The sequence below is a fragment of the Streptomyces sp. RKND-216 genome (assembly GCF_004795255.1).
GTDB lineage: Bacteria > Actinomycetota > Actinomycetes > Streptomycetales > Streptomycetaceae > Streptomyces > Streptomyces hazeniae.
Genome location: NZ_SSBQ01000002.1, coordinates 588,920 through 615,445 on the forward strand (window position 1 = coordinate 588,920; position 26,526 = coordinate 615,445).

Consider the following 26,526-nt stretch of genomic DNA (forward strand, 5'->3'; position numbering starts at 1 on the left):
CGACGCCTCCCCGAACGCCCCGCGCGGACCGACCCGCGCCCCCGCCACCCGCCCGACCGAAAGGCAGCGTCCCCCTCATGAGCAAGCTCCCGAAGATCGCCTGGATCGGCCTCGGCATCATGGGCTCCCCCATGGCCGAGAACCTGATCAAGGCCGGCTACGACGTCACCGGCTTCACCCTCGAGCAGGACAAGCTGGACCGGCTCGCGAAGAACGGCGGCACCGCCGCCGCCTCCGTCGCCGAGGCGGTCCGCGACGCCGATGTCGTGATCACCATGGTCCCGGCCGACCCGCAGGTGAAGGCCGTCATCCTCGGCGAGGACGGCGTACTCACCCACGCCAGGCGCGGCGCCACGGTGATCGACATGTCGTCCATCACTCCGCAGACCTCGGTCGCGGTCGCGGAAGCGGCGGCCGCGCTGGACAAGGACCTCAGCGTCCTGGACGCCCCCGTCTCCGGCGGCGAGGCCGGTGCGATCGAGGCCGTGCTGTCCATCATGGTCGGAGGCGAGCAGGCGGTCTTCGACCGGTCGAAGCCGATCCTGGACGCGCTGGGCAAGACCGTCATCCTCTGCGGCCCGCACGGCTCCGGACAGACCGTCAAGGCCGCGAACCAGCTGATCGTGGCGGTCAACATCCAGGCCTGCGCCGAGGCCGTGGTCTTCCTGGAGAAGTCCGGCGTCGACCTCGACGCCGCCCTCGACGTCCTGGCCGGCGGTCTCGCCGGCTCCACCGTGCTGGCGCGCAAGAAGGACAACTTCAAGAAGCGCGACTTCCAGCCGGGCTTCCGCATCGACCTCCACCACAAGGACATGGGCATCGTCTCCGACGCCGCCCGCAGCGTCGGCGCGGCCCTGCCGGTCGGCGCCGTGGTCGCGAACCTGGTCGCCTCCCTGCGCGCGCAGGGCGACGGCGGCCTGGACCACTCCGCGCTGCTGCGGGGTGTCGAGCGGCTGTCCGGCGTCCCCTCCCAGGGCTGACCGGCCCTGCCCCGAACGTCCGGACGGCGGCGCCGACACCTGTCCTGTCGCGCCCAGGCGCCGCCGTCCGGATACCCACTCCTCTCACCGACCTGGAGCACCCATGCCTCGTATGACCGCCGCACGGGCGGCAGTCGAAATCCTCAAGCGGGAAGGGGTGGACACCGCCTTCGGCGTGCCGGGAGCGGCGATCAACCCCTTCTACGCCGCCCTCAAGGCAAGTGGCGGCATCGACCACACGCTCGCCCGGCACGTCGAGGGCGCCTCGCACATGGCCGAGGGCTACACGCGCGCCAAGGCCGGCAACATCGGCGTCTGCATCGGCACGTCGGGACCGGCGGGCACCGACATGATCACCGGTCTGTACTCCGCGAGCGGCGACTCCATCCCGATCCTGACCATCACCGGCCAGGCGCCGACCCACCTCCTGCACAAGGAGGACTTCCAGGCCGTCGACATCGAGGCCATCGCCGCGCCGGTCACGAAGAAGGCCACCACAGTGCTGGAGGCGGCCCAGGTGCCTGGCGTCTTCCAGGAGGCCTTCCACCTGATGCGCTCCGGACGTCCCGGACCGGTGCACATCGACCTGCCGATCGACGTCCAGCAGACCGAGATCGAGTTCGACCCGGACTTCTACGAACCGCTCCCGGTGCACAAGCCCAGCGCGAGCCGTCGGCAGATCGAGAAGGCACTCACCATGCTCGGCGCGTCGGAGCGCCCGCTGATCGTCGCGGGCGGCGGCATCGTCAACGCCGACGCCTGCGACCTGCTGGTCGAGTTCGCCGAGCTCACCGGCATCCCGGTGGTGCCGACCCTGATGGGCTGGGGCGCCCTGCCCGACGACCACGCACTCAACGCCGGCATGGTCGGCCAGCAGACCGGCCACCGCTACGGCAACGCCACCTTCCTGGAGTCCGACTTCGTCCTCGGCATCGGCAACCGCTGGGCCAACCGCCACACCGGCTACCGGATGGACGTCTACACCGAGGGCCGGACCTTCGTCCACGTCGACATCGAGCCGACCCAGATCGGCAGGATCTTCGCGCCCGACTACGGCATCGTCTCCGACGCCGGGGCCGCGCTCACGCTCTTCGTCGAGGTGGCGAAGGAGCTCAAGGCAGACGGACGGCTGCCGGACCGCTCGGCGTGGGCGGCCTCCGCCCAGGAGCGCAAGGCCACGCTCCAGCGCCGGACGCACTTCGACGACGTGCCGCTCAAGCCACAGCGCGTCTACGAGGAGATGAACCGCGCGTTCGGCCGGGACACGGTCTACGTGTCGACCATCGGCCTGTCGCAGATCGCGGGCGCCCAGTTCCTGCACGTCTACAAGCCGCGGCACTGGATCAACTGCGGCCAGGCCGGGCCGCTCGGATGGACCGTACCGGCCGCGCTCGGCGTCGCCATCGCGGCCCCGGACGCGACGGTCGTCGCCCTGTCCGGCGACTACGACTTCCAGTTCATGATCGAGGAACTGGCGGTCGGCGCGCAGCACCGGATTCCGTACGTCCACGTCCTGGTGAACAACTCCTACCTGGGTCTGATCCGCCAGGCCCAGATCGGCCTGGACATCAACTTCCAGGTCAACCTGGAGTTCGAGAACATCAACACCCCCGAACTGGGCGTGTACGGCGTCGACCACGTCAAAGTGGCCGAGGGCCTGGGCTGCAAGGCGCTGCGCGTGACCGAGCCGGACGACCTGCTGCCCGCCTTCGAACGGGCCAGGAAGCTGGCAGCCGAGCACCGGGTGCCGGTGGTCGTCGAGGCCATCCTCGAGCGCATCACCAACATCTCGATGAGCCCCACGGCGGACATCAGCGCCGTCAAGGAGTTCGAGGACCTCGCCACCGAACCGGGCCACGCCCCCACCGCGGTCAGGACCCTCGCACCCTGACCGCAGCGGCGCGCGCCTCGTGTCCCCACGTCGCCCACCCCAGGCGACTTCAACAAACTGTTGTCGACGCCGCGCGCCGTCCCTACGCTCCCAGGACGCGGAAACGGTCTTCCGCGCGCCCGCCCCGCGGCGCACCTCTCCCAGAAGGGTCACCATGACGCAGCCCCAGCCGACGGCGGGGACTCTCACCACGGAGTCCGGCGCCCCCGTCGCAGACAACCAGAACTCCGCCACGGCCGGCGCCGGCGGCCCGCTGCTCCTCCAGGACCAGTACCTGCTGGAGAAGCTGGCCCGGTTCAACCGCGAACGCATCCCGGAGCGCGTCGTGCACGCCCGCGGCTCGGGCGCCTACGGCCACTTCGAGGTCACCGACGACGTCTCGGCGTACACCGGTGCCCACTTCCTGGGCGAGGTCGGCCGCCGCACGGAGACCTTCCTGCGTTTCTCCACCGTGGCCGACAGCCTCGGCGGCCCGGACGCCGCACGCGACCCGCGCGGTTTCGCGCTCAAGTTCTACACCGAGGAGGGCAACTACGACCTCGTCGGCAACAACACCCCGGTGTTCTTCATCAAGGACCCGCTGAAGTTCCCGGACTTCATCCACTCCCAGAAGCGCGACCCCTTCACCGGCCGCCAGGAGCCGGACAACGTCTGGGACTTCTGGGCCCACTCCCCCGAGGCCACCCACCAGGTGACCTGGCTGATGGGCGACCGCGGCATCCCCGCCTCCTACCGCCACATGAACGGCTACGGCTCGCACACCTACCAGTGGACGAACGCCTCGGGCGAGACCTTCTTCGTCAAGTACCACTTCAAGACCAACCAGGGCGTCCGCTGCCTGAGCAGCGAGCAGGGCGCGGAGCTGTCCGGCACCGACCCGAACAGCCACCAGACCGACCTGCTCCAGTCCATCGAGCGTGGCGTGTACCCCTCGTGGACGCTGTACGTCCAGGTGATGCCCGCGGACCAGGCGGCCGACTACCGCTTCAACCCCTTCGACCTCACGAAGGTGTGGCCGCACGCGGACTACCCGCTGCAGCGGGTGGGCCGCCTGGTGCTGGACCGCAACCCGGACAACGTCTTCGCCGAGGTCGAGCAGGCCGCGTTCTCGCCCAACAACTTCGTGCCAGGCATCGGCCCGTCGCCGGACAAGATGCTTCAGGGACGGCTCTTCGCCTACGCCGACGCCCACCGCTACCGGCTGGGCGTCAACCACACCCAGCTCGCCGTCAACGCGCCGCGTGCCGCCGCCTCGAACCACGGCCGGGACGGCCTGATGGCCGTCAACCCGCAGGGCCGGTACGCGCGGAACTACGAGCCCAACTCCTACGGCGGACCGGTGGAGACCGGCCGTCCGCTGTCCGCGCCCCTCCCGGTCTCCGGCTGGACCGGCACCCACCGGGCGCCCCAGCACACCAAGGACGACGACTTCTTCCAGGCCGGCGAGCTGTACCGGCTGATGTCGGAGGACGAGAAGTCACGCCTGGTCGCGAACATCGCCGGAGGTCTCTCCCAGGTCTCCCGCGAGGACGTGATCGAGAAGAACCTCGCGCACTTCCACGCTGCCGATCCGCACTACGGCACGCGAGTCGAGGAAGCCGTGCGCGAGCTGCGCGAAGGGTGACGACCGGGGAGAGGTCTGCCTGAAGCGCGTCCCGTCGCCGGCCGGTCCATGCAGGAGGGGTGACCGGCCCGGCGGCGGGCATCCGCATGCCCGACCGCGCCGTCCCCGCCCACCCGCGTCACCGGGCAGCACGTCATCCTGCCGCAGACCGTCCGGCGCGTGCGCCCGCACGGGCAACCACGTGAACTCCCAGCTCGCGCATCTCGCCCCGGAAAACTCTTCGCCGAACGGCGTCGATCAGGGACGATGGGGACCTACCCGGCCGTACCGCGGCGCGGGTGACCGCACCATCCGCCGCCGTTCGCCACGTCATCCCGCTGGAGCCGCCGAGTGGCCGAGAGCGTGACCGTACGCTGCCCCGACTGCCGTCGCGAGCACGCGTACGCCCCGCCGACCTATCCGTGCGCGTGCGGGCAGCCCGTGACGCTGCCGCTGCTGGCCGGCGGGGTCCCGGTGCGGGTGGAGCACCGGACCTGGGCGTCCTCCTGGGTCGCGGTGCGATGCCGGGCGTGCGGACGCAGCGACGAGTGGCCGCAGCCGGAGTTCGGCTGCCCCTGCGGCACGACCGTGCGGGTGCCCACGGCCACGCCCCCGCCGCGCCCGCACACCGAACTGGGGCCGCTGCCCTCCGGCGACGGCCTGGAGGCGGGCCCGGAGCCCGGGTCGGCCGTGCGGCAGCGGCCGGCACGCACCCGCCCCGGCAGGCCGCCGACCCGGCGCCCCGCGTTCCGGCCGGTGACCATCCGCACCGCGCAGGACGCCAAGACGGCCGCCGCGCACTACCTGCGCTGGCTCGGCTTCCACGACGTGCGGGTCGCCGGCAACCGCCCCGCGTCCGGCGTGGACCTGCGGGGACCGGCGCTGGTCGCGCACGTCGACCCCACGACGACGCCGACGCCGCTGCGGGAGATCGAGACGCTGTGGCTGAACGGGCTCAACGAGTCCGCGACGGCCGCCTGCTTCTCCCTCGCCGGCTACTCCCACGACGCCCGCGTCCGCGCGGACGAACTGGCGCTGCCGCTGTTCGTACTGGACCTCACGGGCACCCCGCAGGCCGTCAACGACGCCGCCGACGATCTGATCCGCACCACGGCCTGACCGCTTCCCCGCCCCGACCGTTGCCGCCCCCCGGCAGGGCCCCGGGCACTCAGCCGTGACCGGTGAGGGCAGCGAGCCCCCGCTGCGCGTCCTCGATGTTCATCGCGGGCTGGACCGCGACCTCCGCGTCGTACTCCATGAAGAACGGCTCGGCGATGCGCGGCGGCTCCCAGGAGTCCCCCATGCCGAAGAAGATCAGCGCGCACCGCTTCCCCTCGTCGGACACGAAGTAGGCGGCCTCCGGCTTCAGGTCCTCCAAGACGGCCAGCAGCGTCTTCTCCAACTCCCCGCTCTGCATCGCCCGGTTGCCCTGATCGGTGCGCAGGCGGGCCTTCAGCAGCATCCGCATCGCCCTCGCCTCGTCCGGCGACCGGGCCGCGCGCACCGGCGCGCTCGGGCAGACCCGGTCACGCGTCTTCCGCCGTCGTCCACGAGGGTGCGCCACGGCCATGCACGCGCCCCGGCCGTCCCCGGGCGCGCCGGTCACTCCGGCGGCCGCAGCCGTACCTCCAGCAGGCCGCTCTCGACGCGCGTCTCGAAAGCGGGCTGCGTACCGGTCGCCGGACCAGTGGCGTTCCAGCCGTCGGTGAGCCGGAAGGTGCTGCCGTGCCAGGGGCAGCGCACGCAGCCGTCGACGAGATCGCCCTCGGACAGTGGGCCGCCCAGGTGGCAGCACTGCTCGGCCAGCGCGTACCACCGGTCGTCGGCGTCCCGCACGACGACCACGTCGGTGTCGGCATCCTCCAGGCGACACCGCACGGGCTCGTCCACCGGGATCTCAGCCGCCCGGCCGACCGTGTGCCAGTCGCTGCCGACCCGGCTCTCCACCTGGTCGGCGTGGTTCACCCCGGCACCCTGCCGGTACGCCAGGTGCCCGCCGAGCGCTCCGCCCGCCGCGACAGCCGTGAGCCCGGCGAAGCCGAGGGCCTTGCCCGCGCTCTCCCGGCCACGCAGCCGGGCGGCCAGGGAGCCGGTGTAGAGGGCGACCGCGGTGGCGTTGAGCACCGAGTGGACCAGCCCGACGCGCAGCTGCGGCTTCTTCAGCTCGGCCCAGTCCGCCCACCCGGCGAGCGCCGTGGGTCCTGCGGACAGCAGACCGACGCCGACCAACGTCCGGGCAGCCCGGCGGCCGCCTCCGAGCACGTCCAGCACGGCGGCCGAGGTCCAGGCGCCGATCGGCACCTGGGCGGACATGGGGTGCACCGGATGCCCCAGCCAGCGGCCGTGCAGCACATCGCGCACCGGACCCGACGGCACCGCCCGCACGACCTTGCGTACGGACATCACCAGGTCGTCGTAGGCCTCGGTGTGTTCGAGCCTCTCCACCGCGCGCATGACCGCGCCCGGGCGCGGCCGGTTCGGCGCGGCGCCCTCCAGCAGGGCACGGACCCCGCGGTGTCCGTTCCGTTCCGTGGTCCTGGTCATTCGTCCGGAGTTTCCCGCCTCGCCCCGGGGAAACCGGCCACCTCTTCGGCGGCCCCCTCACTCACTCCGGTCCCCTGGGCACAGCCGTGAGAGCGCGACCAAGCGTTGACAGGTGCATCGCAGGTTCATAGCGTGACGGCGCGCCGGCGGCGGGACGGGGGGCCTCGAACCGTGAGGCGACACCCGGGCCTCCGCGGGTGCACCGGAACCCCGACCCCACGAGAGGACCACCGGTGCGCACTGTCAGAACCCTCGCGGCCGCCTGCACGGCCGCCGCCGCAGCACTCGCCCTCGCCGCCCCCGGGCAGGCTGCCCCCGCCCCCACACCCGACGACGCCCCGTCCGAACGGATGCTGCACGTCGAGTACTTCGGCGAGGACGGCCATCCGCGCCACACCGAGGTACCGGCCGCAGCGCCCGACCGGCTGACCCGCGACGGCTCCCACACCCCCGGCGCGACAGCCGGCGACGGCGACGTCACCACGATCGTGCAGAACGGGCCGACCGCCGAGAAGCTGGACATCGCCGTCATCGGCGACGGCTACACCGCCGCCGAACTCGACCACTTCCACACCGACGCGCGCGAGAGCTGGGACGCGCTGCTCGGCGTCGAGCCGTACACCGCACACGCGGACCTGTTCAACGTCTGGGCGATCGACGCCGTCTCCGCCGAGTCCGGCGTCTCCGGCGACCCGGATCAGGGCGTCGTCCGTGACACCGCACTCGACTCCTTCTTCTGGTGCAACGGCACCGAGCGCCTGCTGTGCGTGGACACCAACAAGGTGGAGGACTACGCGGCCTTCGCGCCCGAGGCGGACCTGGTCGTCGTCATCGCCAACAGCAGCAAGTACGGCGGGGCCGGCTACAACCAGGTGAGTTCCGGCCTCGGTTACGACGGGATCGCCACCCACTCCGGCGACAACGCGCAGTCCGGCCTGGTCGCCGTGCACGAGACCGGTCACTCGCTGGGCAAGCTCGCCGACGAGTACGCCTACACCGACCAGACGTACACCGGCCCGGAGACCGCCGACTCCAACACGAGCGTGTACACGGAAGCCGAGATGGCGAGCCGCCAGACGAAGTGGCACCGGTGGCTGGGCGAGCCCACCCCGGACGGCGGCGTCATCGGCACCTTCGAGGGCGCCGCGTACCACACCCGCGGCATCCACCGTCCGAGCGAGAACTCCCTGATGCGGTCGCTGGGCAGCACGGAGTTCAACCTCGTCGGCCGTGAGGCCATGGTCGCCGGCTTCTACCGGCACGCCTCCGTGCTGGCCTCGGACACCGCCCGCACGGCGACGCTGAAGCGCGCGGACGAGGTGTCCGTCCGCGTGCCGGACCTGACCGGCGGCGCGTCGGTCGACGTCCGCTGGTACCTGGACGGCGAGGAGCTGCGAAAACTGCGCGGGGAGACGACCGTGAAGGTCGCCCGCGCCCTGGCCGCCGCCGACGGCGGCCCGCACCGCCTGCGCGCCCGCGCCACGGTCCGCACCGACGCCGTTCGCGACCCGGCGCTGCGCGGTGAACTCACCGACCAGCGCACCTGGCGCGTGGAGAAGTGACGCACCGTCGACACGACGGGTGACGCGCTCGCCCTGCGTCTCGTCGGCATGGCGGAGCCGCCCCGGCGCTCTCGCCATGCCGACGCCGGGGGACTCCCGCCCCCGGACCCCTTGCGTACCTTGCGGACGCCGGGACCTTCAGCAATGAAACTTTCCGCCGGGCCCCGTACTCCCGCCCCCTCGGCAGAGGTCCAGACCACAGGCGGTGGACGGAACGTCTTTACACGACCGCACAGAGCAGCTTCGCTTTGACGTGCTCGCGTCATTCCTCGTTCCCTCGCTGCCCCGGAGGCCCGCATGCACCCGCACAGAGCCCGCTCCCCCCGGCGTCGTCTGCACCGCACCGTTCTGGCCGGAGCCGCCGCTCTCGCCCTGATGCTGGGTACGGCGGGCGCCGCCACCGCGGCTCCCGAGAGTGCAGGCGACCACGCGATCGAGGAGGGCCACGCCTACATGGGCGTGGGCCAGGAGATCCACGGAGCCCCCGAAGCGACCCCGCCGTCGGGTCTCGGCATCAAGGGCTCCGGTGGCGGTGTCCAGGGCATCGACGTCTCGCACCACCAGGGAGGCATCAACTGGGGCGCCGTGCGCAACTCCGGCATCCAGTTCGCGTGGATCAAGGCCACCGAGGGCACCAGCTTCGAGGACCCCCGGTTCAACACCAACTACACCGGCGCCTACAACGCCGGCGTCATCCGCGGCGCCTACCACTTCGCGCGCCCGAACGTCTCCAGCGGCTCCGTCCAGGCCAACTTCTTCGCCTCCAACGGAGGCGCGTGGTCGCGCGACAACCGCACCCTGCCGGGCGTCCTGGACATCGAACACAATCCGTACGGCGCCATGTGCTACGGCAAGTCCACCTCGCAGATGCGCAGCTGGATCTCCGCGTTCTACAACACCTACAAGTCGCGCACGGGCCGTGACGTGGTGATCTACACGACGGCGAGCTGGTGGAACACCTGCACCGGCCGCTGGTCGGGCATGGGGAACAAGAGCCCGCTGTGGGCCGCCCACTGGACGAGCAGCCCCTCCCCCACCATCCCCGCCGGCTTCCCCACCTGGACGGCCTGGCAGTACACCAGCACCGGCAGCGTCAACGGCGTCTCCGGAAACGTGGACCGCAACAAGTTCAACGGCAGCCGCTCGCGCCTGCTCGCCCTCGCCAACAACACCTGACCCGGCACCCCTTCGGAACAGCGCAACGGGGGCGGGCGTCCGGCGGTCGCCGGCTCCGCCCCCGTCGCGCGCTCAGGTCGCGTACGGCAGACCCGCGCCCCTTCCGGCAACGGCGCCGGGGACAGCTCCGGCCCCGCAGTCACTCATCTTGTCGTGTCCACTACCATCCTGGCCGACCGCTGCACCGCCTGCCGAAGAAGGTGTCCTCGTGACCGGCCTCCGACGCTGGGCCGCACGCGCTGCGGCGCTGGCCCTCACCACCGCGCTGATCGGCGCCGGCACGGAGCTGACCGGGGACGGGCCGGCCCTCGACCACGCGGGGCCCGCTCCCGGCCCCACCTCCGGCGAGTCTCCCGAGCCGGACGGGCGGACACGGCTGCTGGGAGACGGCTCCACCGCCGCGACCGGCCCGCAACCGCACCAGCCGGCTCCGGCCAGGCTCGAACCCGGCGCGAAGCCGCCCCAGTTCGTGGTCTTCTCGTGGGACGGCGCCGGCGAGGACGGGAACCGCCTCTTCTCCCGCTTCCGCAAGCTGGCGAAGAAGCACGACGCCTCCATGACCTACTTCCTCAGCGGCCTGTACGTGCTGCCCGAGGAGGAACGCGCGCGCTACCACCCGCCCGGGCGCGACGCGGGCGCGTCGGACATCTCCTTCCTGTCGGACGGACACATCCGCGCCACTCTTCAACAGCTCCGCCTCGCCTGGCTCGACGGAAGCGAGGTCGGCACCCACTTCAACGGGCACTTCTGCGGACGCGGCGGGATCCGGGACTGGACGACCGCCGACTGGCACAGCGAGATCGGGCAGTCCAAGTACTTCGTCCAGCACTGGAAGACCACCACGGGCTGGAAGGGGATGCCCCCGCTGCCCTTCGACTACGACAAAGAGCTGATCGGCGGCCGCACCCCCTGCCTCGAAGGCCGTGACAACCTGCTCCCCGCAGCCAGGGACATGGGATTCCGCTACGACTCCAGCGGCAACGGCACCCAGGTGTGGCCCGGCAAGGAGGAAGGGCTGTGGGACCTGCCGTTGCAGCAGATCCCCATGCCCGGGCGTTCGTTCGAGACCCTGTCGATGGACTACAACTTCCTCGCCAACCAGTCCGGCACGGTCAAGGGCGACCCCGCCAAGCGGGCGTACTGGGAGCGCCAGTGGCACGACGGACTCCTGCAGGGCTTCCGCCGCGCCCACGAGGGCAACCGCCCCCCGATGATCATCGGCAACCACTTCGAACAGTGGAACGGTGGCATCTACATGGACGGCCTCGCCGAAGTCATCAAGACGGTGTGTTCGCTGGAGGACGTGCGCTGCGTCTCCTTCAAGCAGCTCGTCGACTGGCTCGACGTCCAGGACCCGCGCGTGCTGGCGAAGCTCCGCACACTGGGCGTCGGCGAGAAACCAAAGGGCGGATGGAACGCCTTCCTCCGGTGATACGGAGGGACCGCCTGCCCCGCGAACCCGGGCGGTGGCGGCAGCGGCCCCGTCACTCCCGGTATTCCGTGCCCGGGGCGTCCGCGGCGTGGGCGCGGAGCTCGACGCGGCGGATCTTGCCGGAGATGGTCTTCGGCAGCTCGGCGAACTCCATCACGCGCAGGCGCTTGTAGGGCGCGAGCGTAGCGCGGGAATGCGCGAAGAGCGCCTTCGCGGTGGCCTCGCCCGGCTCCCAGCCCTCCGCCAGGACGACGTACGCCTTGGGCACCGCCAGCCGTACCGGGTCCGGCGAGGGGACGACGGCTGCCTCCGCGACGGCCTCGTGCTCCAGCAGCGCGCTCTCCAGCTCGAACGGGCTGATCTTGTAGTCGCTGGCCTTGAACACGTCGTCGCTGCGCCCGACGTAGGTCAGGTGCCCGTCGTCGTCCCGGGAGGCGATGTCGCCGGTGCGGTAGTAGCCCCCGGCCATCGCCTCGGCGGTGCGTCCGGGGTCGCCGTGGTAGGCGGTGAGCAGGCCGACGGGGCGGCCCTCGGGTCCGTCGAGGCGGAGGCAGATCTCGCCTTCGTCGGCCGGTTCGCCGGTCGCCGGGTCGAGGAGCACCACGTCGTAGCCGGGCGTCGGCCGGCCCATGGACCCGGTCTTCAGCGGCTGCCCCGGGGTGTTGGCGACCTGCACGGCCGTCTCGGTCTGGCCGAACCCGTCCCGGATGGTGACGTCCCACGCGCGCTGCACGTGCTCGATGACCTCGGGGTTGAGCGGCTCTCCCGCCGCGACGACCTCACGCGGCACGTGGCGGAGCGTGCTCAGGTCGGCCTGGATGAGCATCCGCCACACCGTGGGCGGCGCGCAGAAGCTGGTCACCCCGGCCCGGTCCATCTCGGCGAGCAGGCGCCCGGCGTCGAAGCGCGTGTAGTTGTGCAGGAAGATCGTCGCCTCGGCGTTCCACGGGGCGTACAGATTGCTCCACGCGTGCTTCGCCCATCCGGGCGAGGAGATGTTGAGGTGCACGTCTCCGGGGCGCAGGCCGATCCAGTACATGGTGGCCAGGTGCCCGGCCGCGTACGACAGGTGGCTGTGCTCGACCAGCTTGGGCTGCGCGGTGGTCCCGGAGGTGAAGTACAGCAGCAGCGTCTCGTCCGAGCGGGTCGGCCCGTCCGGCTCGAAGTCCGGCGAGGCGTCGTACGCCTCGGTGTAGTCGAGCCACTCGTGGTCGCCGCCGCCGACCGAGATGTGGCTGTAGTGGCCCGAGACGTCGGTGAACTTCGCCGTGTCCTGGGTCCGTACGATCACGTGCCGCGCCCGGCCCCGGGTGATGCGGTCCTGGAGGTCGGCGGGACCGAGCAGCGGCGTCGCGGGGATCACGACCGCCCGCAGCTTCATGGCGGCGAGCAGCGTCTCCCAGAGTTCGACCTGGTTTCCGAGCATCAGCAGGATGCGGTCTCCGGGCCGGACGCCGGCGGTGTGCCGCAGCCAGTTGGCGACCCGGTCGGACCGCTCGCGCATGCCGGCGAAGGTCACCTTCGTCTCGGCGCCGTCCTCCTCGACGATGTGCAGGGCGGTGCGAGCATTGCCGTCCGCGATCACGTCGAACCAGTCGAGGGCCCAGTTGAAGTGCTCCGGCCGGGGCCAGGAGAACGCCGCCCGCGCCGCGTCGTAGTCCTCCCGGTGACGGAGCAGCACGTCCCTGGCGCTGCGGAAGGCTTCGGTGGCGCCGGTCTGCGTCATGGCTTCTCTCCCTGCTCTGCCTGCGTACGGACCCTCGCGGGCCATCATCACCACGGCGCCCGGCGAGGCGCCAGCCTGCCGCCCCGAGGGTGGTGGGAGGCGGGGCCGGGGACGGGTGTCAGTGGCTCGACCTAGTGTCGTTCCCGTCGCCAACGGTCCGGCTTCTCGGCCCTGTTGGGCGCATCGTCGTGTTCCTCCGTGCTGCCTCCCGGGAAGAGTGAGCCATGCCTGCTGTCGCCGATACGACCACGTATCTGGAGCTTTCCGAAGAAGGCGCCGGTGCGCACAAGTTCTACGAAGTGCGGCACCTCGGCACCGAGGTCACCGTCGGCTACGGGCGCATCGGCGACGCGGGGCAGACCCGCACGACGCGGTTCGCCACGCCGGAGAAGGCGGCGGCCGCCGCGTCCCGCAAGGTCGCGGAGAAGGTCCGCAAGGGGTACGCGCCCGCGGTGCGCGGGGTGCGGCAGCGCAGGCCGGTGACCCGCCGGGAGATCGTCAGCACCCGGTCGACCGCACGCCAGGCGCCGGTGCTGTGGCGGTTCCGCTCGGGAGCGCCCGCGTTCGGCGTGTTCGTCGGCGAGGACCACGCCTGGGTGGGGAACCAGGCGGGAGACGTGTACACGCTCACCCACGACGGCGAGGTCACGAGCCGGTTCGGGCTGCCGGACGGCGTGAAGTGCATCGTCGCCGACGACTTCTGGATCTACGCGGGCTGCGACGACGGCCGGGTCTACGACCTGAGCGGCAAGGTCCCGCACGTGGCGTACGAGATAGCCGAGGACGTGGACATCTACTGGCTGGACATCCACGACGGCGGGCTGGGCGTCTCCGACGCGCGGGGCGGTGTCACCCTCATCGACCACGAGGACGAGTACCAGTGGCGCCGCTCGGGGCGGGGCAGCAGCGCCTGGATGGTGCGCTGCGACGACGACGGGGTCTTCCACGGCGACTCGTACGGCGTGTCGATGTACGGCGCCGACGACGGAACGCCCGTCTGGTCGGCGCACACCGACGGCGCGGTGCTGTTCGGCTGGCAGGAGGCGGACGAGGTCTTCGCCGGTACGAGCCGGGGCTGGGTCCACCGGCTGGCCAAGGCGGACGGTACGTCGCGGGGCCGCTACCGCTGCGACGCGCCCGTCTTCTCGTGCGCCACCTCCCCGGACGGCCGGTACGTCTTCGCCGGGGACAACCACTCCTCCGTCTACTGCTTCGCCGCCGACGGCACCCGGCTGTGGAAGCTGGGCACCGGCTGCGGTTCCGCGTACTCCATGCAGTACCGGGACGAGCGGCTCTACCTGGTGACCACGGACGGTTCGCTGGCCTGCGTCGACGCGAGCGAGAGCGCCGTGCGGGACGCGGAGGGGGGCCATCTGCCGCAGACCGCGGACGTCAAGGCGGGCAGTCTGGAACGCGTCACGCCGCGGACGAGCGCCGAGGCGGTGCCGGTGTCCGCCGCCGTCCCGGCCGACGGGGTGGTGGTGGAGTGCGTCCAGGACGGTGCTCGGACCCGGGTACGGGTCGTGTCGCCGGGCTACGACGCGGCGTGGCACGTGCAGTTCCCCAAGGACATCCGCGTTCCGGGCGCCCGGTACGTCGTGACCGAGGTGCGGGAGTCGGGCCGCGGCGGGTTCTACCGCGCCCGCGGCGACATCCGCCGCCTGGTGTGAGCGCGGTGGCCGGGGCGACCGGGGCGCCCCGTCACGGTCGGGGCGCGCGCGGACCGGCGGCCCCAGGGGCCTTCTCCGCGGCGAGCGCGAGGACGGCCGGCGTCGACCCGCCGTCCTCCGCGAGCCGGGTGACGGCGAGCCCGGCGTCCACCAGCGCGTTGAGCAGCTCCGGCAGCGGCCGGTGGAACGCGCCCGCCCGCGCGCGGACACCGTCGCCGTCGCCGCCCGTGGTGCGCTCCGTGCGGTGCCGGGCCAGATAGCCGGGGCGGAGGACGACTGCTTCGGGCTCGGTCCGGTCGGCGAACTCGCCGAAGAAGCAGGGGTGCAGGCCGATGTGCACGAACGAACCGCCCGACCGCAGCACACGGGCGGTCTCGCGCAGCACGGCGGCGTAGTCGGGCATGTCGGTGTGCACCATGACCGCGACGGCGGCGTCCACGGAGCCGTCCGCGAGCGGCAGCCGGGCCGCGTCGGCGTGCAGCACCGGCAGCCTGCCCCGGGCGTGCCGCAGCATCCCGGCCGAGACGTCCACCCCGAGCGGGGTCCTCCCGAGGCCGCGCAGCGTCGCGGCGTGCACGCCGGTGCCGCAGCCGATCTCCAGGCAGACCCCCTCGCCCTCTCCGAGCAGTGCGCGCAGGAGCGGCCCGTGGCTCCGGGGGTGCCCCGACACGGGGGCGCGGCGGAGGAAGTCGTGCTCGTACCAGTCCGCGATGCCGTCGTAGGCCGCCGCTGTCGCCGTCATCCGTGCCGCCTCTCGCCGTTCTTGCCCGGTCACGGAGGACCGTGCCCGCGCCGGCCGGGCGCCGTGCGGAATTCCGCTGTGGACGGAACCGGGCTGCTGCGTGGCTGCGGCGATCCGACTGCCGCAGCCACGCACGGGCACGCCGTCAGCCGGTCATGTCGAGGAGCAGCTTCGCCGCGACCTCCGCCCCGTCGGAGCGGACCGTGCCAGCGACCTCGGCGGCGCGGTCGCGGGTGCCGGGGGCGAGGGCGGTGTCCAGGGCGGCCGACAGCGTCGGACACGTCGGCGTCGGACCGTCGTGTGCCGCCCCGATGCCCAGCGCGGCGACCCGCCCCGCCCAGTACGGCTGGTCCGCCAGCTGCGGCACCACCACCTGCGGTACACCGGCCCGGGCGGCGGTCGTGGTGGTGCCCGCGCCGCCGTGGTGGACCACCGCGGCCACCCGCGGGAACAGCTCCTGGTGGTTGACCTCGCCCACGACGAGGCAGTCGTCCCGGTCGTCGATCGCGGACAGGTCGGCCCAGCCGCGGGAGAGGAGGGCGCGGCGCCCCTGCGCCCGTGCCGCTTCGACGGCCGCCCGGGCCACGTCCCCCGCGCCATGCAGGGGCATGCTGCCGAAGCCGACGTACACCGGAGGGGCGCCCGCGTCCAGGAACGCGAGCAGCTCGGGCGCGAGGGGGTTGGTGTCGGGCAGGACCCAGGCGCCGGTCTGGACGACGTCGAGTTCCGGCATGCCCTGCCACGGGTCCAGGGCGGGGTCGGTGGCCAGCCAGGGACGGGAGCCGATGACCCAGTCGCGAACGGCATCGACCGGCGGCAGGCCGTACGCCGCACGGTTGGTGTTCAATGCCCCGCCGAAGAGCGCGTCGACGTTCTCCGCGTCCAGGTCCCACAGCGCCCGGTTGTCGGTCACGTCGGGCGGGAGCGGGCGGCCCGGGTAGGCCAGCGGCGGACGGTGCGGCGAGGGCAGGGTGAGCTGCTGGAAGGTGGCGGACACCGCGGGGACGCCCTGCTTCTCGGCGATCGACAGCGCCCCGGCGGCGGTCGGCAGCATGCCGGTCGCCACCATCAGGTCGCACCCCTCGGCGGCCGGGAGGACCGTCTCGAACTGACCCGCGATCAGCTGGGCGGCGCGCTCCGGAACGGTCGTGCGCGCCTTCGGCGCGGACCTCGTCAGTTCGCGCGCCGACGGGCCGACCGGCACCAGCGGCACGCCGGCTCCGGCGAGCCGCCGCGCGAAGTCCTCGTCCGGCCGGGCGCACACCCGCACCTCAGCCCCCAGGTCCCGCAGCCGTACCGCGAGCCCCAGCATCGGTTCGACGTCCCCCCGGGACCCGTACGTCGACAGCAGCACGCGCATGGCGCTCCCCGTTCCTCCCCGTCCCGGCCTGTTCCGGCTACGGCGGGTGATTCTGCGGCACCACCGGGGCCTTGCCGCAAGGCCCCCCGTGCGCTATACCTTGAGAGTGGCAAGGAGCGGCAACACCTCCTTGCCTTTCTTGTTGCCCTTTCACGCCCCGGTCGTGTCGCCCTGGTCCGAAGGGGAAACTCCGTCGCGTCCGAGGGCAGCGCGGGGCTAGCGTGCCCGCATGAGCGCCTTGGAGACGATGCACGACGTGCCTGTGCTGGTGTGCGACGCGGAGGGTGCGCCCGTCGCGTGCGTACAGGACGCGCTGGATCTGATCGGCGACGGCGGATACCAGGGTGCCCGCTGGGTCGTCGTGCCGGTCGAGAGGTTCGACGAGGCGTTCTTCCGCCTGCGCACGCGGCTCGCCGGTGAGGTCGTGCAGAAGTTCGCCCAGTACGGCATGGGCCTGGTCGTCCTCGGAGATGTCTCCGGCCACACGGAGGCGAGCGACGCGCTGCGCGACTTCGTCCGGGAGTGCGACCGCGGCCACCAGGTCTGGTTCGCCGCGACTCGCGAGGAGTTGGAGGAGAGGCTCGCGGCGCGAGCCTCGTGAGAGGCACCCCGGGAGCGCGTGAGGCCGGGAGGCGCCCGAGCCCGCCGGGCCGGTCACGGCACCGACGGGCTCAGGGCGTCCGGGAAGGGCCGAAGCCGTCAGGAGGTCGGCTTGTCGTCGGCCTTGATGTCGAAGTTGATCTGGGTGCCCTCGACGGAGGTCACGGTGACGGTCACGCCGATGGTGCTGCCGTCGGCGGCGGTCAGGGTGCAGCGGGTCTTCGTGCCGACCTCGCCCGCGAGGTCCTCGGGGCAGGTGACGTCCGGCTCGGGCCGGCCGGTGGCCTCGGCGAGCTTCTGGGCGACGGTGTCGGCCAGCGTGTCGGAGTCCAGGGTCGGCGTGCCCGAGCAGCCGGTCAGCAGCGCGCCGGCGGCCACCGTGGTGAGGACGGAGCCGGCAGCGTGCAACGTGCGTGTGCGCATGGAGAGTTCCCCCGTGTGGAAGATCAGCAGATGAAATACCCGGGGAGCTTACCGGCACGGCGCACGGCCTCGGCACGGGCCGGGTCTCCCGCCTCCCGGTCGGAGGTCCGCCGCGTCCGTTCCCGGGCGGGCGATGATTTTCACGGCCGGCGGGAGTCGGTACGGGCAGGACTCGCGAGGAGGACGGTCATGCCAGAGAACACCACGCCCGAAAACGCCACGCCCCGCAGCGGCGCGCCCGACGGCGGCGCCGGAGCTGCCGCGCCGCGGCCCGACCTCGGCGACGCCGCCGACCGGGTCGCGGCACTGGTCGCGGAGATCCGCGACGACGAGCTGGGCAGCCCCACACCGTGCGAGGACATGAGCGTGGGGGCGCTGCTGGACCACCTGATGGGCCTGACGCTGGCCTTCCGCCTGGCGGCGGAGAAGGTGCGCGCCCCGCAGGGGGAGGACGGCGCCCCGCCGCCGGGACCCGGTGAGCCGTCGGCCGACCGCCTGGACCCGGCGTGGCGCAGCGAGCTGCCGGTCCGGCTGGACGCGCTGGTGACCGCCTGGCGGAGCCCCGCCGCGTGGGAGGGCGAGGCGGAGGCCGGCGGCGTGGTGATGCCCGCCGAGGTGATGGGGCTGGTCGCGATGAACGAGCTGGTCGTCCACGGCTGGGACGTCGCCCGCGCGACCGGGCGGCCGTACGCGTGCGCCCCGGAGACCGCCGACGGGATTCTCGTCTTCCTCCGTCAGACGGCGGAGGAGACCGGTGGCCAGGGCGCACCCGGCCTGTTCGGCCCGGTCGTCCCGGTCCCCGGGGACGCCCCGCCGCTGGACCGGGCCATCGGCCTCGCCGGCCGCGACCCCGCCTGGCGGCCCTGACCGGACAGACCGTGACGGGGAAGGGCCACGACCGGCCGGGGTCAGGCGAGGGTCTGGGTGATCTCGCTGCGCGTCGGCGTGTGGACGACGTGGGCGAGTGCGCCGTTGACGAGCGGGAGGTACGGCGGGACGTGGCCGCAGTCGACGTCGGCGAGGATCGGCACGCCCAGCGGCCCGAGCGCGTCCAGCACCGCCTCGTGCTGGGTGAGAGTGTCCGGGTCGGGAGCCGAACGCGTTGTCCTCGCACGCCTCCACGTAGACCAGCAGACCGTCCTCGGACGCGGCGCGGGCGAAGGCCGTGGTGTCGGCGTACGGGGTGCCGGAGAGGTTGCAGAGCGTCTCGATGCAGCCGCCGAGGGGCGCTCAGTTCCTTGGGCACGCCGCTGGAGGGGGCGGTGACACCGACGCGGTCTCCGGGCGGCCACCACGGGTTCGAGACCGTCGACCACACGGAGGAGGCGCGCCGGGCCGTGCGGCGCGCGATGCATACCGTGCTGGAACACCTCGGCCTCAGGTGCTGAGCTCCGCCCACACCGTCTTCAGCGGGAACGGCCCGGTGCGGACGCCCCACCGGTCGGCCAGCGCCTCGACCAGCAGCATGCCGCGCCCCGACTCGGCGTCGTCGGCCGGTGGCCGACGCCCGCCGGTGGGCAGGCGCTCGCACCGTGTGTCGGTGACCTCGATGCGCAGACCCGCCGCCTCCAGCGTGAGCGTCAGCCGGAAGTCACGGCCGCCGACCCGCCCGTGCAGGACGGCGTTCGCCGCGAGTTCGGCGACGAGCAGGGCGGCGATGTGGGAGGGGTCGGAGCCGTACGGCAGCCCCCACGTGTCGAGTTGGTGAGCCGTGAACCGGCGCGCGAGACGCGCTCCCCGGCGCGTCGAGCTGAACAGCTGCGTGAACGTGCGAGCGGGAGCGGTGGGTCGTGGAAGTGCTGCGGTCATGCGGCCGAGCGTCGCCGGGTCGGGGGCGCTCACCCAGGTTCTGCGCTGGTACAACCGGTTTTGGGTGGGTGCACTCAGTGGACAGGGTGGGATACGTACGGTGACGATGTGTCAGTTGGTGTTCGGTCAGGGGCACGTGGGAGGTCACCGGACATGCTGGACGGCAAGTCGGGGTTCGAAGGGGAACCGGAGACGTCGGAGAGCCTGCGCACCTTCGGTGCGGTACTCAAGGCGCTGCGCGAGGAAGCGGGTCTGACGCAGGAGGAGTTCGCGCCGCGGGTGGAGTACTCCGTGCACTACGTGGCGAAGATCGAGCAGGGCAAACGGTTCCCGCCACCACGGTTCATCGAACGGGCCGGTGCGGCGCTGGAATGCCCCCGCGTGCTGCGGGCCGCCGGACGCCACCTTTCTCGCAGGCCGGGCCTCGCCTCGTGGTTCCACCAGTGGGCGGGCATCGAGGAGGAGGCGATCTCCCTCTACGCCTACGAATGCCGGGCAATCCCCGGCCTGCTGCAACCCGAGCCGTACATTCGCGCCATCTTCGACGGGCGATTGCCCCCACTCACCGACGAGCAGATCGAACGTCAGGTCGCTGCTCGTCTGGCCAGGCAGAGTCTTCTCCACGAGAGCCGAACACCGCGTTCAGTTTCGTCATCGAGCAGGCGTTGATCAGCAGGTGTGTCGGAGGCGTCGAGGTCACAACTCGACTCATCGACCACCTGCTGCGACAGAGTCGCCTGAACAACGTGGAGGTACAGATCATGCCGCTCCGGCAAGAGAATCACGGAGGTGTGGATGGTTTGATGTACCTCGCAGAAACCGGCCACAATCACTGGGTCGGCTACTCAGAAGGCCAACAGTCGAGCATCCTCATCACCGAAGCGGATGATGTGAGCGCGATGCTCCAGCGCTATGGCAAGCTGCGTTCACAGGCCCTCGATCCCAGGGCCTCGGCGAACTTGCTGGAACAGATGCGGGGAGCTCTATGACCACCGAGTTGATCTGGGCCAAGAGCAGCTACAGCGGCAGCTCGGGCGACAACTGCATCGAGGTGGCCGCGTGTGCGGACACCGTGCACGTGCGGGACTCCAAGGTGAGCGACGGCCCGCAGCTCGCCGTGGCGCCCGCCGCGTGGGCCTCGTTCGTCGGCTACGCCGCGCACGCGCAGCGCTGAGACCCCAAGGGCCGCTCAGGGCTGGAGAGGTCGTTCACTCCGGCTGCAGCCGTGCCAGGTCCTCGGCCGACAGACGGATCGCCCCGACCGCCAGGTTGGCGATCAGGTGGCGCGGGTTCGCCGTTCCGGGGATGGCCAGCACGTGGTCTCCCTGGTGCAGTGTCCAGGCGAGGCGGATCTGCGCCGGGCTGACATCGTGCTCACGGGCGACGGCGAGCAGCCGGTCCTCGTACTCTCCCGTCGCGCCCGCGTCGCCGCCCTCGCGGGCGATCGCGTAGTACGGGACGAACGCGATGCCCTGCTCACCGCAGGCCCGCAGCACCTCGTGGCGGTCCGGTGTGGAGCCGAGCCCGAAGGCGTTCTGCACGCAGACCACCGGTGCGAGGGTCTGCGCCTCGGCGAGCTGGGCCACCGTGACGTTGGAGACGCCGAGGTGGCGGATCAGCCCGGCCTCCTGCAGCTCCGCGAGGGCACCGAAATGCTCGGCGAGAGACCCGTCGGAGGCGCTGCCCGGCAGCCGGAGGTTCACCAGGTCGAGGTGGTCCCGTCCGAGCTGCCGCAGGTTGTCCTCGACCTGGCCCCGCAGTTGGGCCGGATCGGCCCACCACCACTCCCCCGCCGCGTCCCGTCCCGGCCACACCTTGGTGGCGACGACCAGGTCCTCGCGGTAGGGGGCCAGCGCTTCGCGGATCAGCGCGTTGGCCGAGCACTCGGAGGAGGAGAAGTAGAAGGCGGCGGTGTCGATGTGGTTGACGCCCAGTTCCACGGCCCGGCGCAGCAGAGAGATCATCTCGTCCCGGTCGGTCGGCGGGCCGTCGAACCCTCCGCACAGGCGCAGTGCGCCGTAGCCGAGACGGTTGACGGTGCGGTCGCCGAGGGTCCAGGTCCCGGCAGCCGAAGCGGTGATCATCTCAAGAGCCATGGCCGGGAGTGTGCCACCAGTCGGGCGGTCCGCCCAGTGAACGTCGTGTGAGGCTTCCGGAACGTGACCGGCGAGCGGACCGGCGGTGACGGCCTGCCCGGCACGGAGACGTTGGGCCGCACGGGTGAGGGGTGAGCGGGTGCCGGGCTGGCCCCTGGCCCGGGAAGCGTGCGGGTGGCGTGCGCGACATGCGACGGACGGGGGGATATCCGCACCTCGGGGCGGTCATGGGGCACCATCGGCATGTGCAACCGGGGGCAGACGACTACGAGTACCGGGGCGCGCCGCCGCCCGAGCTGCGGGGCGAGCCGGAGCCGCCGCCCGCGCCGCGCGATGCCCACGCGGCGGCACGGCGCACCGCCAGACGTCGGCGGCGGCGGGTGTGGGCGTGGCTGGCGGTGCTGTTCCTGCTGCCGTTCTCGGTGCCCCTGGTCTTCCGCGGCCTGGATCTCGACGGTCCGTCACCCGTGCCGCAGATGCTGGCGTTCCTGCCGTGGTTCCTCGCTCCGGCGTGGCTCGGGCTGGTCGCGGCGGTGCTCGCGCGCCGGGTGCTCCCGGTGGTGTGGGCGGTCGCGGTGCTGGTCGCCACGGGGTGGTTCCTCCAGCCGTACGGGCCGGACGCCCCGGCCGGGGCCGCCGATCCGCCGGGAAACCGGTTCCGCGTGCTGACCGCGAACCTGCACCACGGCGACGCCCTGCCCGCGCTGCGCGAACTGCTGCGCGACGAACGGCCGCAGCTGGTCGCCGTGCAGGAGTGCGGCCCGGCCTGCGCGGCGGCGCTGCGGGCGGACGAGGTACGGGACCTGTATCCGCACCGGGTGATCGTCGAAGGCGGATCGGCGGAGGGCTCGGCGCTGCTCAGCGCGTACCCGCTGCGCAGCACGCCGCCCGTGCCGGGGATGCTGGCCATGCCGGGGGCCGTGGTGGACGTCGGGGACCGGTCGCTGAGGTTCCAGCTCGCGCACCCGATGCCGCCGCTGCTGGAGACGATCGGGCCGTGGGAGCGCGAGCTGGGGCGGCTCGCGGACTTCGCGGACGAGCGGGCGGGCGAACCGCTGGTCATGGCGGGCGACTTCAACGCCACGCAGGACCACGCGGCGTTCCGCGCGGTGCTGGACGCGGGACTGGGCGACGTGGCCCGCCTGGAGGGGCGCTCGCGTACGCCGACCTGGCCGACGCAGACGGCGCCGCCGCTGGGGGCGCAGATCGACCACGTGCTGGTGAGCGACGATTTCGACACCCACGGGGTGACCTTCTTCGACCTCCCGGGCTCGGACCACCGCGCCGTGCTGGCGGACATCGCCCTGCGGTAGCAGGCAGGCGGCCGGCTCCGGAGTGCGGGAGGTGACGGGCACGGGCGCCACGACGTGCCGTGCCCGTCGCGGTATCCGGACAGGCCGAACGGCTGTGCCCCGCCCTCTTCACGCATGTCCTCTCCGGACGCCCATGGAGATCTGGTGCAATTCCTTACTCGTGCGCCCAGAAAGGACTTCTCACATGAAGATCGGAACGCGCATCAAGCCCGCAGCTCGCGCAGGTGTCGTGGCGGCAGCCGTCATCGGCAGCCTGGCGGCGACGGTCGCACCCGCGGGGGCGGCTCCCGCCCGGCCCTACGGCACGGTGGTCACTCCGGCGGGGCTCAGCATCCGCGAATACCCCAGCACCGACTCCTCCGTCACCGGCGGCCTCGGCTACCGGGCACAGGTGGGACTGCGGTGCAAGGTCCGGGCGCAGAACATCGACGGCAACACGCTCTGGTACCAGCTGCGCAGCAGCGGGGACTGGGTCACGGCGCGATACGTCGACAACACCGGGTTCGTGCCGTACTGCAAGGACGTGTAAGGCACTCGGCTCGTCAGTCCCCCGCACCCGCCGCCCGACCGCGGGGGACCGACGCCCGCAGGGGCATCGGCTCGTGTCGTCCCGGCAGAGCGGCCCGCGCAGGATGCGCGCAGGCGTGAGGCCTTGAGCTCAGACGGTGAGCGGCACCTCGTGGATGTGGGCGGCCGGGTGGCCGGTGCGTTCGTGGACGCGTTGCACGGCCTCGCTGGAGGGGGCTTCGGACAGGCAGTAGACGACGCCGGACTCCGGGTCGGCCCAGGCGCGCTCGAAGTGCACGTTCTCCTCACCTTCGATGGCCAGGTCGGCCGCGTGGGCTTCCCTGAGTTCGTCTGCGGTGATGCCCTTCATCCCCTCGTGGACGTCCATGAAGCGGGCCATCGTGATGCACCTCCGGGGGTCGTTCCCCCCTGCGTGGGGTCCGTCTCCATTCTCCTCCCGGGCGGCGGTCCGTCGCCAGCCCGCCGGGGAGCCGACCGACCCGATCACGCCAGACGGGCCGCGCGTACGAGGAGGTAGCGCCGCTCGGGGTCGCTCAGCGTCCGGCGTGCGGCATCACGGTAGGCGGCACGCGCGGCCTCGCGGTCGCCGGCCATGTCCAGCAGGTGGCCGCGGGCGGCGGCGAGGCGGTGGCCGCGAGCCAGGTACGGGTCGTCACGGAGCGTGTCCAGCAGTGCGAGGCCGAACTCGGGGCCCCGCACCATGGCGACCGCGACGGCGTGGTTGAGCCGGACGACCGGGCTGGGCCAGATGCGGTCGAGCGCGTCGTAGAGGGCGAGGATCTGCGGCCAGTCGGTGGTTTCGGCGTCGGCGGCCTCGTCGTGGAGGGCGGCGATGGCGGCCTGCACCTGGTAGGGGCCTGGGCGGGTGTGCCGCAGGGCGTACTCGACCAGCGCGGTGCCCTCCTCGATCTGCGCGGTGTCCCAGCGGGCACGGTCCTGCTCGGCCAGCGGCACCAGCTCGCCGGAGGGTCCCGTGCGGGCGGCGCGGCGGGCGTCGGTGAGCAGCATCAGCGCGAGCAGCCCGGCGACCTCGCCGTCCTCGGGGAGCAGGCTGCGCAGCAGCCGGGTGAGGCGGACGGCCTCGGCGGCGAGGTCGTCGCGCAGCAGTTCCGTCCCGGAGGTGGCGGTGTAGCCCTCGTTGAAGATCAGGTAGAGGACCTGAAGGACGACGGCGAGCCGGTCCTGCCGCTCCGCCTCGGGCGGGGTGCGGAAGTGGGCGCCGGAGGCCCTGATCCGCTGCTTGGCGCGGTTGATCCGCTGCGCCATGGTCGCCTCGGGCACCAGGTGGGCGCGGGCGATCTCCGCCGTGGTGAGGCCGCCGACGGCGCGGAGAGTCAGGGCGACCTGCGCGGACGGCGTGAGCTCCGGGTGGCAGCACAGGAAGAGCAGGCTGAGCGTGTCGTCGTCGGACGGGGCGGCGTCCTCGCCGGGCGGCGGGGCGACCAGCGCGTCCGGCGGGGCCAGGGCGGCGTCCGCCTCTTCGCGCCGACGGCGTGCGGAGTCACTGCGCAGCTGGTCGGTGAGGCGGCGGGAGGCGACACGGATCAGCCAGCCGCGCGGGTTCTCGGGCCGCCCCTCGGCCGGCCACTGCACGGCGGCGGCGAGCAGCGCCTCCTGGACGGCGTCCTCGGCGGCGTCGAAGTGGCCGTAGCGGCGGACCAGCGCGCCGAGGACCTGCGGCGCGTGGCGGCGCAGCAGGTCCTCGATGCGGGGGTCGGTGGTCACGTCTGGTCCGGCGGCCCGTCCGAAACGGGGCGGACGACGACCGCCGGCTCCGGGTCGGAGCCCTCCGGGACGGGGCAGGAGTAGGCGCGGGCGGCGATCTCGTAGGCGCGCTCCGGGGTCTCCACGTCCACGATCCAGTAGCCCGCGAGGACCTCCTTGGTCTCCCCGAAGGGCCCGTCGGAGACCACGGGGCGACCGTCCTTGTCGGCGGTGACCAGACGGGTCTGGGACGGCTCCGCCAGCCCCTGGGCGTCGACCCATTCACCGGACGCGACGAGGTCCTGGTTGAGCTTCTCCATGTGCTGGAACATGGCCTTGAGCTCGGACTCCGACCAGGCGGGGGCTCCCGGGGAGGAGTTTCCGCTCATGGCGTCGTAGTACTTCTGGGCTGACATCAGCATCAGCATGTACTTCATGGTCTGGCTCCTTCGTCGGCGGCTCCCCTGCGGGTGCCTCTCACCGGAGACGTCGGAGCGGTGCGGCGGGTCTCGACGTCGCGGGGAAGAAATCCCGGAAGAACTTCGGCACCGCTCTCGACCGGATCACGGTCCGGTCACGGGCCCATTGTCGCGCCCCGGTGCCCACCGCGCCCGGTAACACGCGGTTTCCCCGGAACGAGCGATACCCCTGCCCACGGCCACGGCCACGGCCACGGCGACCGTCGTCCGACACAGGTCACCCGCGAAGGCAGGGCGGACGGGCGGAAGGGCGGCACGGGTGCGCGTCACCGAGAGACGGAGGTGACAGGAAAAACAGACAAGTCCGACATGCACCCTCTCCACGCTTCCCTCGCACGGCCAACACCGCTCCACGGCGGGAGAGCTGGAAATAGGTGGATATAAGGAACGCTCCAAGTCCCTTGTGGCGGGACTCACATCGCGCCATGGCCGATCTTGGGAACCGGGACGGCCCGGGATGCGTCGCGCGGCCAAATCGCCTGCGGTGCCTGACGATTAGGAAATCCCGGAGATTCACCGCTCTCACGCTCGGAAAATGCTTCATCGCATAGCGTCGAGGAACACCGGCCGGTAAAGGTCGCAGACGCGAAGGTCACCTTTTCCCGCAGCTTGTCTCCGGCGAATTGACTGTGGTCCTATGTGCTCGCTTCCGCACGTCATGGCGGAGGTTCCCGCGCCGGGACGCCGAATCCTGCCGACCGGCACCAGGGAAAAGCGCAGTAGTCAGCAACGGCAGGAGCGGGGGAACCAGGTAAGCGCCGCGCCGCACGACGGCCGGCTTGGGGTGAAGCCATGCCTCATCGCGCCCCCACGCGACGGGACATGGCCGGGCAACTCTTCTCGCCCGAATCCGACAGCTCACCTCGCAGGCGTAGGAGAGGATTCACC

Annotated in this window: 24 protein-coding genes, 2 pseudogenes and 1 riboswitch; of the genes and pseudogenes, 14 read left to right on the forward strand and 12 right to left on the reverse strand. The window is 72.2% G+C overall.

All coding sequences use genetic code 11. The annotated features are described in order from the left end of the window. Positions 1–77: 77 nt before the first annotated feature. From E4198_RS02900 to E4198_RS02915, 4 genes are all read left to right on the forward strand, one after another. Entirely contained in the window at positions 78–980 is a 903-nt protein-coding gene (locus tag E4198_RS02900; protein ID WP_136181741.1) for a 2-hydroxy-3-oxopropionate reductase, read from the forward strand. A gap of 103 nt (positions 981–1,083) precedes the next feature. Beyond that, positions 1,084–2,871 (forward strand): glyoxylate carboligase, encoded by a 1,788-nt coding sequence (gcl, locus tag E4198_RS02905; protein WP_136181742.1) that lies wholly within the window; start codon positions 1,084–1,086, stop codon positions 2,869–2,871. 154 nt (positions 2,872–3,025) lie between these two features. Beyond that, positions 3,026–4,495: a catalase gene (locus tag E4198_RS02910; RefSeq protein ID WP_136181743.1), complete on the forward strand. Its 1,470-nt coding sequence runs from the start codon at positions 3,026–3,028 to the stop codon at positions 4,493–4,495. A 330-nt stretch (positions 4,496–4,825) separates the two neighbouring features. Next, a complete protein-coding gene (locus tag E4198_RS02915) occupies positions 4,826–5,593 on the forward strand; it encodes a hypothetical protein (protein WP_136181744.1) in 768 nt (255 codons plus the stop codon). Between the two features lie 49 nt (positions 5,594–5,642). Here E4198_RS02915 and E4198_RS02920 read toward each other — a convergent pair whose 3' ends face one another. Beyond that, a complete protein-coding gene (locus tag E4198_RS02920) occupies positions 5,643–5,942 on the reverse strand; it encodes a hypothetical protein (RefSeq protein ID WP_136181745.1) in 300 nt (99 codons plus the stop codon). 134 nt (positions 5,943–6,076) lie between these two features. Then, on the reverse strand, positions 6,077–7,018 hold the full coding sequence (locus E4198_RS25655) for a Rieske (2Fe-2S) protein (RefSeq protein WP_136181746.1): 942 nt from the start codon (positions 7,016–7,018) through the stop codon (positions 6,077–6,079). Between the two features lie 233 nt (positions 7,019–7,251). Between E4198_RS25655 and E4198_RS02930 the strand changes: the two genes are divergently transcribed. The 3 genes from E4198_RS02930 (at position 7,252) to E4198_RS02940 (ending at position 11,188) form a co-directional block, all read left to right on the forward strand. Beyond that, positions 7,252–8,580, forward strand: coding sequence for a M64 family metallopeptidase (locus tag E4198_RS02930; protein ID WP_247597525.1), 1,329 nt, complete (start codon positions 7,252–7,254; stop codon positions 8,578–8,580). Positions 8,581–8,877: 297 nt separating this feature from the next. Beyond that, complete coding sequence (locus E4198_RS02935) at positions 8,878–9,756, forward strand: lysozyme (RefSeq protein WP_136181747.1); 879 nt, start codon at positions 8,878–8,880, stop codon at positions 9,754–9,756. A 208-nt stretch (positions 9,757–9,964) separates the two neighbouring features. Then, on the forward strand, positions 9,965–11,188 hold the full coding sequence (locus tag E4198_RS02940) for a hypothetical protein (protein ID WP_247597526.1): 1,224 nt from the start codon (positions 9,965–9,967) through the stop codon (positions 11,186–11,188). A 52-nt stretch (positions 11,189–11,240) separates the two neighbouring features. On the opposite strand, the gene E4198_RS02945 is transcribed toward E4198_RS02940, so the two are convergent. Continuing rightward, positions 11,241–12,914, reverse strand: coding sequence for an AMP-binding protein (locus E4198_RS02945; protein ID WP_136181748.1), 1,674 nt, complete (start codon positions 12,912–12,914; stop codon positions 11,241–11,243). 224 nt (positions 12,915–13,138) lie between these two features. Between E4198_RS02945 and E4198_RS02950 the strand changes: the two genes are divergently transcribed. Continuing rightward, positions 13,139–14,584 (forward strand): WGR domain-containing protein, encoded by a 1,446-nt coding sequence (locus tag E4198_RS02950; protein ID WP_136181749.1) that lies wholly within the window; start codon positions 13,139–13,141, stop codon positions 14,582–14,584. A 31-nt stretch (positions 14,585–14,615) separates the two neighbouring features. Here the strand turns inward: E4198_RS02950 and E4198_RS02955 are convergent, their stop codons facing one another. Continuing rightward, on the reverse strand, positions 14,616–15,326 hold the full coding sequence (locus E4198_RS02955; protein WP_136181750.1) for a class I SAM-dependent methyltransferase: 711 nt from the start codon (positions 15,324–15,326) through the stop codon (positions 14,616–14,618). Positions 15,327–15,471: 145 nt separating this feature from the next. After that, on the reverse strand, positions 15,472–16,686 hold the full coding sequence (locus E4198_RS02960) for a glycosyltransferase (protein WP_136181751.1): 1,215 nt from the start codon (positions 16,684–16,686) through the stop codon (positions 15,472–15,474). 229 nt (positions 16,687–16,915) lie between these two features. On the opposite strand from E4198_RS02960, the gene E4198_RS02965 reads away from it, so the two are divergent. Beyond that, positions 16,916–17,287: a DUF4180 domain-containing protein gene (locus tag E4198_RS02965; RefSeq protein ID WP_136181752.1), complete on the forward strand. Its 372-nt coding sequence runs from the start codon at positions 16,916–16,918 to the stop codon at positions 17,285–17,287. Between the two features lie 98 nt (positions 17,288–17,385). Here E4198_RS02965 and E4198_RS02970 read toward each other — a convergent pair whose 3' ends face one another. Continuing rightward, positions 17,386–17,709 carry a DUF4333 domain-containing protein gene (locus tag E4198_RS02970; RefSeq protein ID WP_136181753.1) on the reverse strand — a complete coding sequence of 108 codons (324 nt, stop codon included), beginning with the start codon at positions 17,707–17,709 and terminating at the stop codon, positions 17,386–17,388. Positions 17,710–17,898: 189 nt separating this feature from the next. On the opposite strand from E4198_RS02970, the gene E4198_RS02975 reads away from it, so the two are divergent. Further along, the gene (locus tag E4198_RS02975) at positions 17,899–18,576 is read left to right on the forward strand and encodes a TIGR03086 family metal-binding protein (protein ID WP_136181754.1); all 678 of its coding nucleotides are present in this window, start codon (positions 17,899–17,901) and stop codon (positions 18,574–18,576) included. A gap of 41 nt (positions 18,577–18,617) precedes the next feature. Here E4198_RS02975 and E4198_RS02980 read toward each other — a convergent pair. Both E4198_RS02980 and E4198_RS02985 read right to left on the reverse strand, forming a co-directional pair. Continuing rightward, positions 18,618–18,933: pseudogene (locus E4198_RS02980) on the reverse strand (LD-carboxypeptidase); the annotation flags it as partial. Positions 18,934–19,086: 153 nt separating this feature from the next. Continuing rightward, on the reverse strand, positions 19,087–19,518 hold the full coding sequence (locus tag E4198_RS02985; RefSeq protein WP_136181755.1) for an ATP-binding protein: 432 nt from the start codon (positions 19,516–19,518) through the stop codon (positions 19,087–19,089). Positions 19,519–19,671: 153 nt separating this feature from the next. On the opposite strand from E4198_RS02985, the pseudogene E4198_RS02990 reads away from it, so the two are divergent. Together E4198_RS02990 and E4198_RS02995 are read left to right on the forward strand one after the other, a co-directional pair. Then, positions 19,672–20,507 (forward strand): annotated as a pseudogene (locus tag E4198_RS02990) (helix-turn-helix transcriptional regulator). Beyond that, positions 20,504–20,692, forward strand: coding sequence for a DUF397 domain-containing protein (locus tag E4198_RS02995; protein ID WP_136181756.1), 189 nt, complete (start codon positions 20,504–20,506; stop codon positions 20,690–20,692). Before E4198_RS02990 ends, E4198_RS02995 begins: the two are co-directional and overlap by 4 nt. A gap of 34 nt (positions 20,693–20,726) precedes the next feature. Here the strand turns inward: E4198_RS02995 and E4198_RS03000 are convergent, their stop codons facing one another. Continuing rightward, positions 20,727–21,614 (reverse strand): aldo/keto reductase, encoded by an 888-nt coding sequence (locus E4198_RS03000; protein WP_136181757.1) that lies wholly within the window; start codon positions 21,612–21,614, stop codon positions 20,727–20,729. Positions 21,615–21,859: 245 nt separating this feature from the next. Between E4198_RS03000 and E4198_RS03005 the strand changes: the two genes are divergently transcribed. Both E4198_RS03005 and E4198_RS03010 read left to right on the forward strand, forming a co-directional pair. After that, on the forward strand, positions 21,860–22,927 hold the full coding sequence (locus E4198_RS03005; RefSeq protein ID WP_247597527.1) for an endonuclease/exonuclease/phosphatase family protein: 1,068 nt from the start codon (positions 21,860–21,862) through the stop codon (positions 22,925–22,927). Positions 22,928–23,111: 184 nt separating this feature from the next. Beyond that, positions 23,112–23,456, forward strand: a complete 345-nt coding sequence (locus tag E4198_RS03010; RefSeq protein WP_136181759.1) for an SH3 domain-containing protein — start codon at positions 23,112–23,114, stop codon at positions 23,454–23,456. 129 nt (positions 23,457–23,585) lie between these two features. On the opposite strand, the gene E4198_RS03015 is transcribed toward E4198_RS03010, so the two are convergent. From E4198_RS03015 to E4198_RS03025, 3 genes are all read right to left on the reverse strand, one after another. After that, positions 23,586–23,834 carry an SCO4226 family nickel-binding protein gene (locus E4198_RS03015; protein WP_136181760.1) on the reverse strand — a complete coding sequence of 83 codons (249 nt, stop codon included), beginning with the start codon at positions 23,832–23,834 and terminating at the stop codon, positions 23,586–23,588. Positions 23,835–23,938: 104 nt separating this feature from the next. After that, entirely contained in the window at positions 23,939–25,180 is a 1,242-nt protein-coding gene (locus E4198_RS03020; protein WP_136181761.1) for a sigma-70 family RNA polymerase sigma factor, read from the reverse strand. Continuing rightward, entirely contained in the window at positions 25,177–25,596 is a 420-nt protein-coding gene (locus tag E4198_RS03025) for a YciI family protein (RefSeq protein ID WP_136181762.1), read from the reverse strand. Before E4198_RS03025 ends, E4198_RS03020 begins: the two co-directional genes overlap by 4 nt. Before the next feature lie 747 nt (positions 25,597–26,343). Further along, positions 26,344–26,523, forward strand: a riboswitch (cyclic di-AMP (ydaO/yuaA leader). The last annotated feature ends 3 nt before the right edge of the window (positions 26,524–26,526 follow it).

Coding starts and splice junctions, on each gene's coding strand:
- E4198_RS02900 (WP_136181741.1), top strand. CDS start 78: ATGAGCAAGCTCCCGAAGATCGCCTGGATCGGCCTCGGCATCATGGGC.
- gcl (WP_136181742.1), top strand. CDS start 1,084: ATGCCTCGTATGACCGCCGCACGGGCGGCAGTCGAAATCCTCAAGCGG.
- E4198_RS02910 (WP_136181743.1), top strand. CDS start 3,026: ATGACGCAGCCCCAGCCGACGGCGGGGACTCTCACCACGGAGTCCGGC.
- E4198_RS02920 (WP_136181745.1), bottom strand. CDS start 5,942: ATGCGGATGCTGCTGAAGGCCCGCCTGCGCACCGATCAGGGCAACCGG.
- E4198_RS25655 (WP_136181746.1), bottom strand. CDS start 7,018: ATGACCAGGACCACGGAACGGAACGGACACCGCGGGGTCCGTGCCCTG.
- E4198_RS02935 (WP_136181747.1), top strand. CDS start 8,878: ATGCACCCGCACAGAGCCCGCTCCCCCCGGCGTCGTCTGCACCGCACC.
- E4198_RS02945 (WP_136181748.1), bottom strand. CDS start 12,914: ATGACGCAGACCGGCGCCACCGAAGCCTTCCGCAGCGCCAGGGACGTG.
- E4198_RS02950 (WP_136181749.1), top strand. CDS start 13,139: ATGCCTGCTGTCGCCGATACGACCACGTATCTGGAGCTTTCCGAAGAA.
- E4198_RS02955 (WP_136181750.1), bottom strand. CDS start 15,326: ATGACGGCGACAGCGGCGGCCTACGACGGCATCGCGGACTGGTACGAG.
- E4198_RS02960 (WP_136181751.1), bottom strand. CDS start 16,686: ATGCGCGTGCTGCTGTCGACGTACGGGTCCCGGGGGGACGTCGAACCG.
- E4198_RS02965 (WP_136181752.1), top strand. CDS start 16,916: ATGAGCGCCTTGGAGACGATGCACGACGTGCCTGTGCTGGTGTGCGAC.
- E4198_RS02970 (WP_136181753.1), bottom strand. CDS start 17,709: ATGCGCACACGCACGTTGCACGCTGCCGGCTCCGTCCTCACCACGGTG.
- E4198_RS02975 (WP_136181754.1), top strand. CDS start 17,899: ATGCCAGAGAACACCACGCCCGAAAACGCCACGCCCCGCAGCGGCGCG.
- E4198_RS02985 (WP_136181755.1), bottom strand. CDS start 19,518: ATGACCGCAGCACTTCCACGACCCACCGCTCCCGCTCGCACGTTCACG.
- E4198_RS02995 (WP_136181756.1), top strand. CDS start 20,504: ATGACCACCGAGTTGATCTGGGCCAAGAGCAGCTACAGCGGCAGCTCG.
- E4198_RS03000 (WP_136181757.1), bottom strand. CDS start 21,614: ATGGCTCTTGAGATGATCACCGCTTCGGCTGCCGGGACCTGGACCCTC.
- E4198_RS03010 (WP_136181759.1), top strand. CDS start 23,112: ATGAAGATCGGAACGCGCATCAAGCCCGCAGCTCGCGCAGGTGTCGTG.
- E4198_RS03015 (WP_136181760.1), bottom strand. CDS start 23,834: ATGGCCCGCTTCATGGACGTCCACGAGGGGATGAAGGGCATCACCGCA.
- E4198_RS03025 (WP_136181762.1), bottom strand. CDS start 25,596: ATGAAGTACATGCTGATGCTGATGTCAGCCCAGAAGTACTACGACGCC.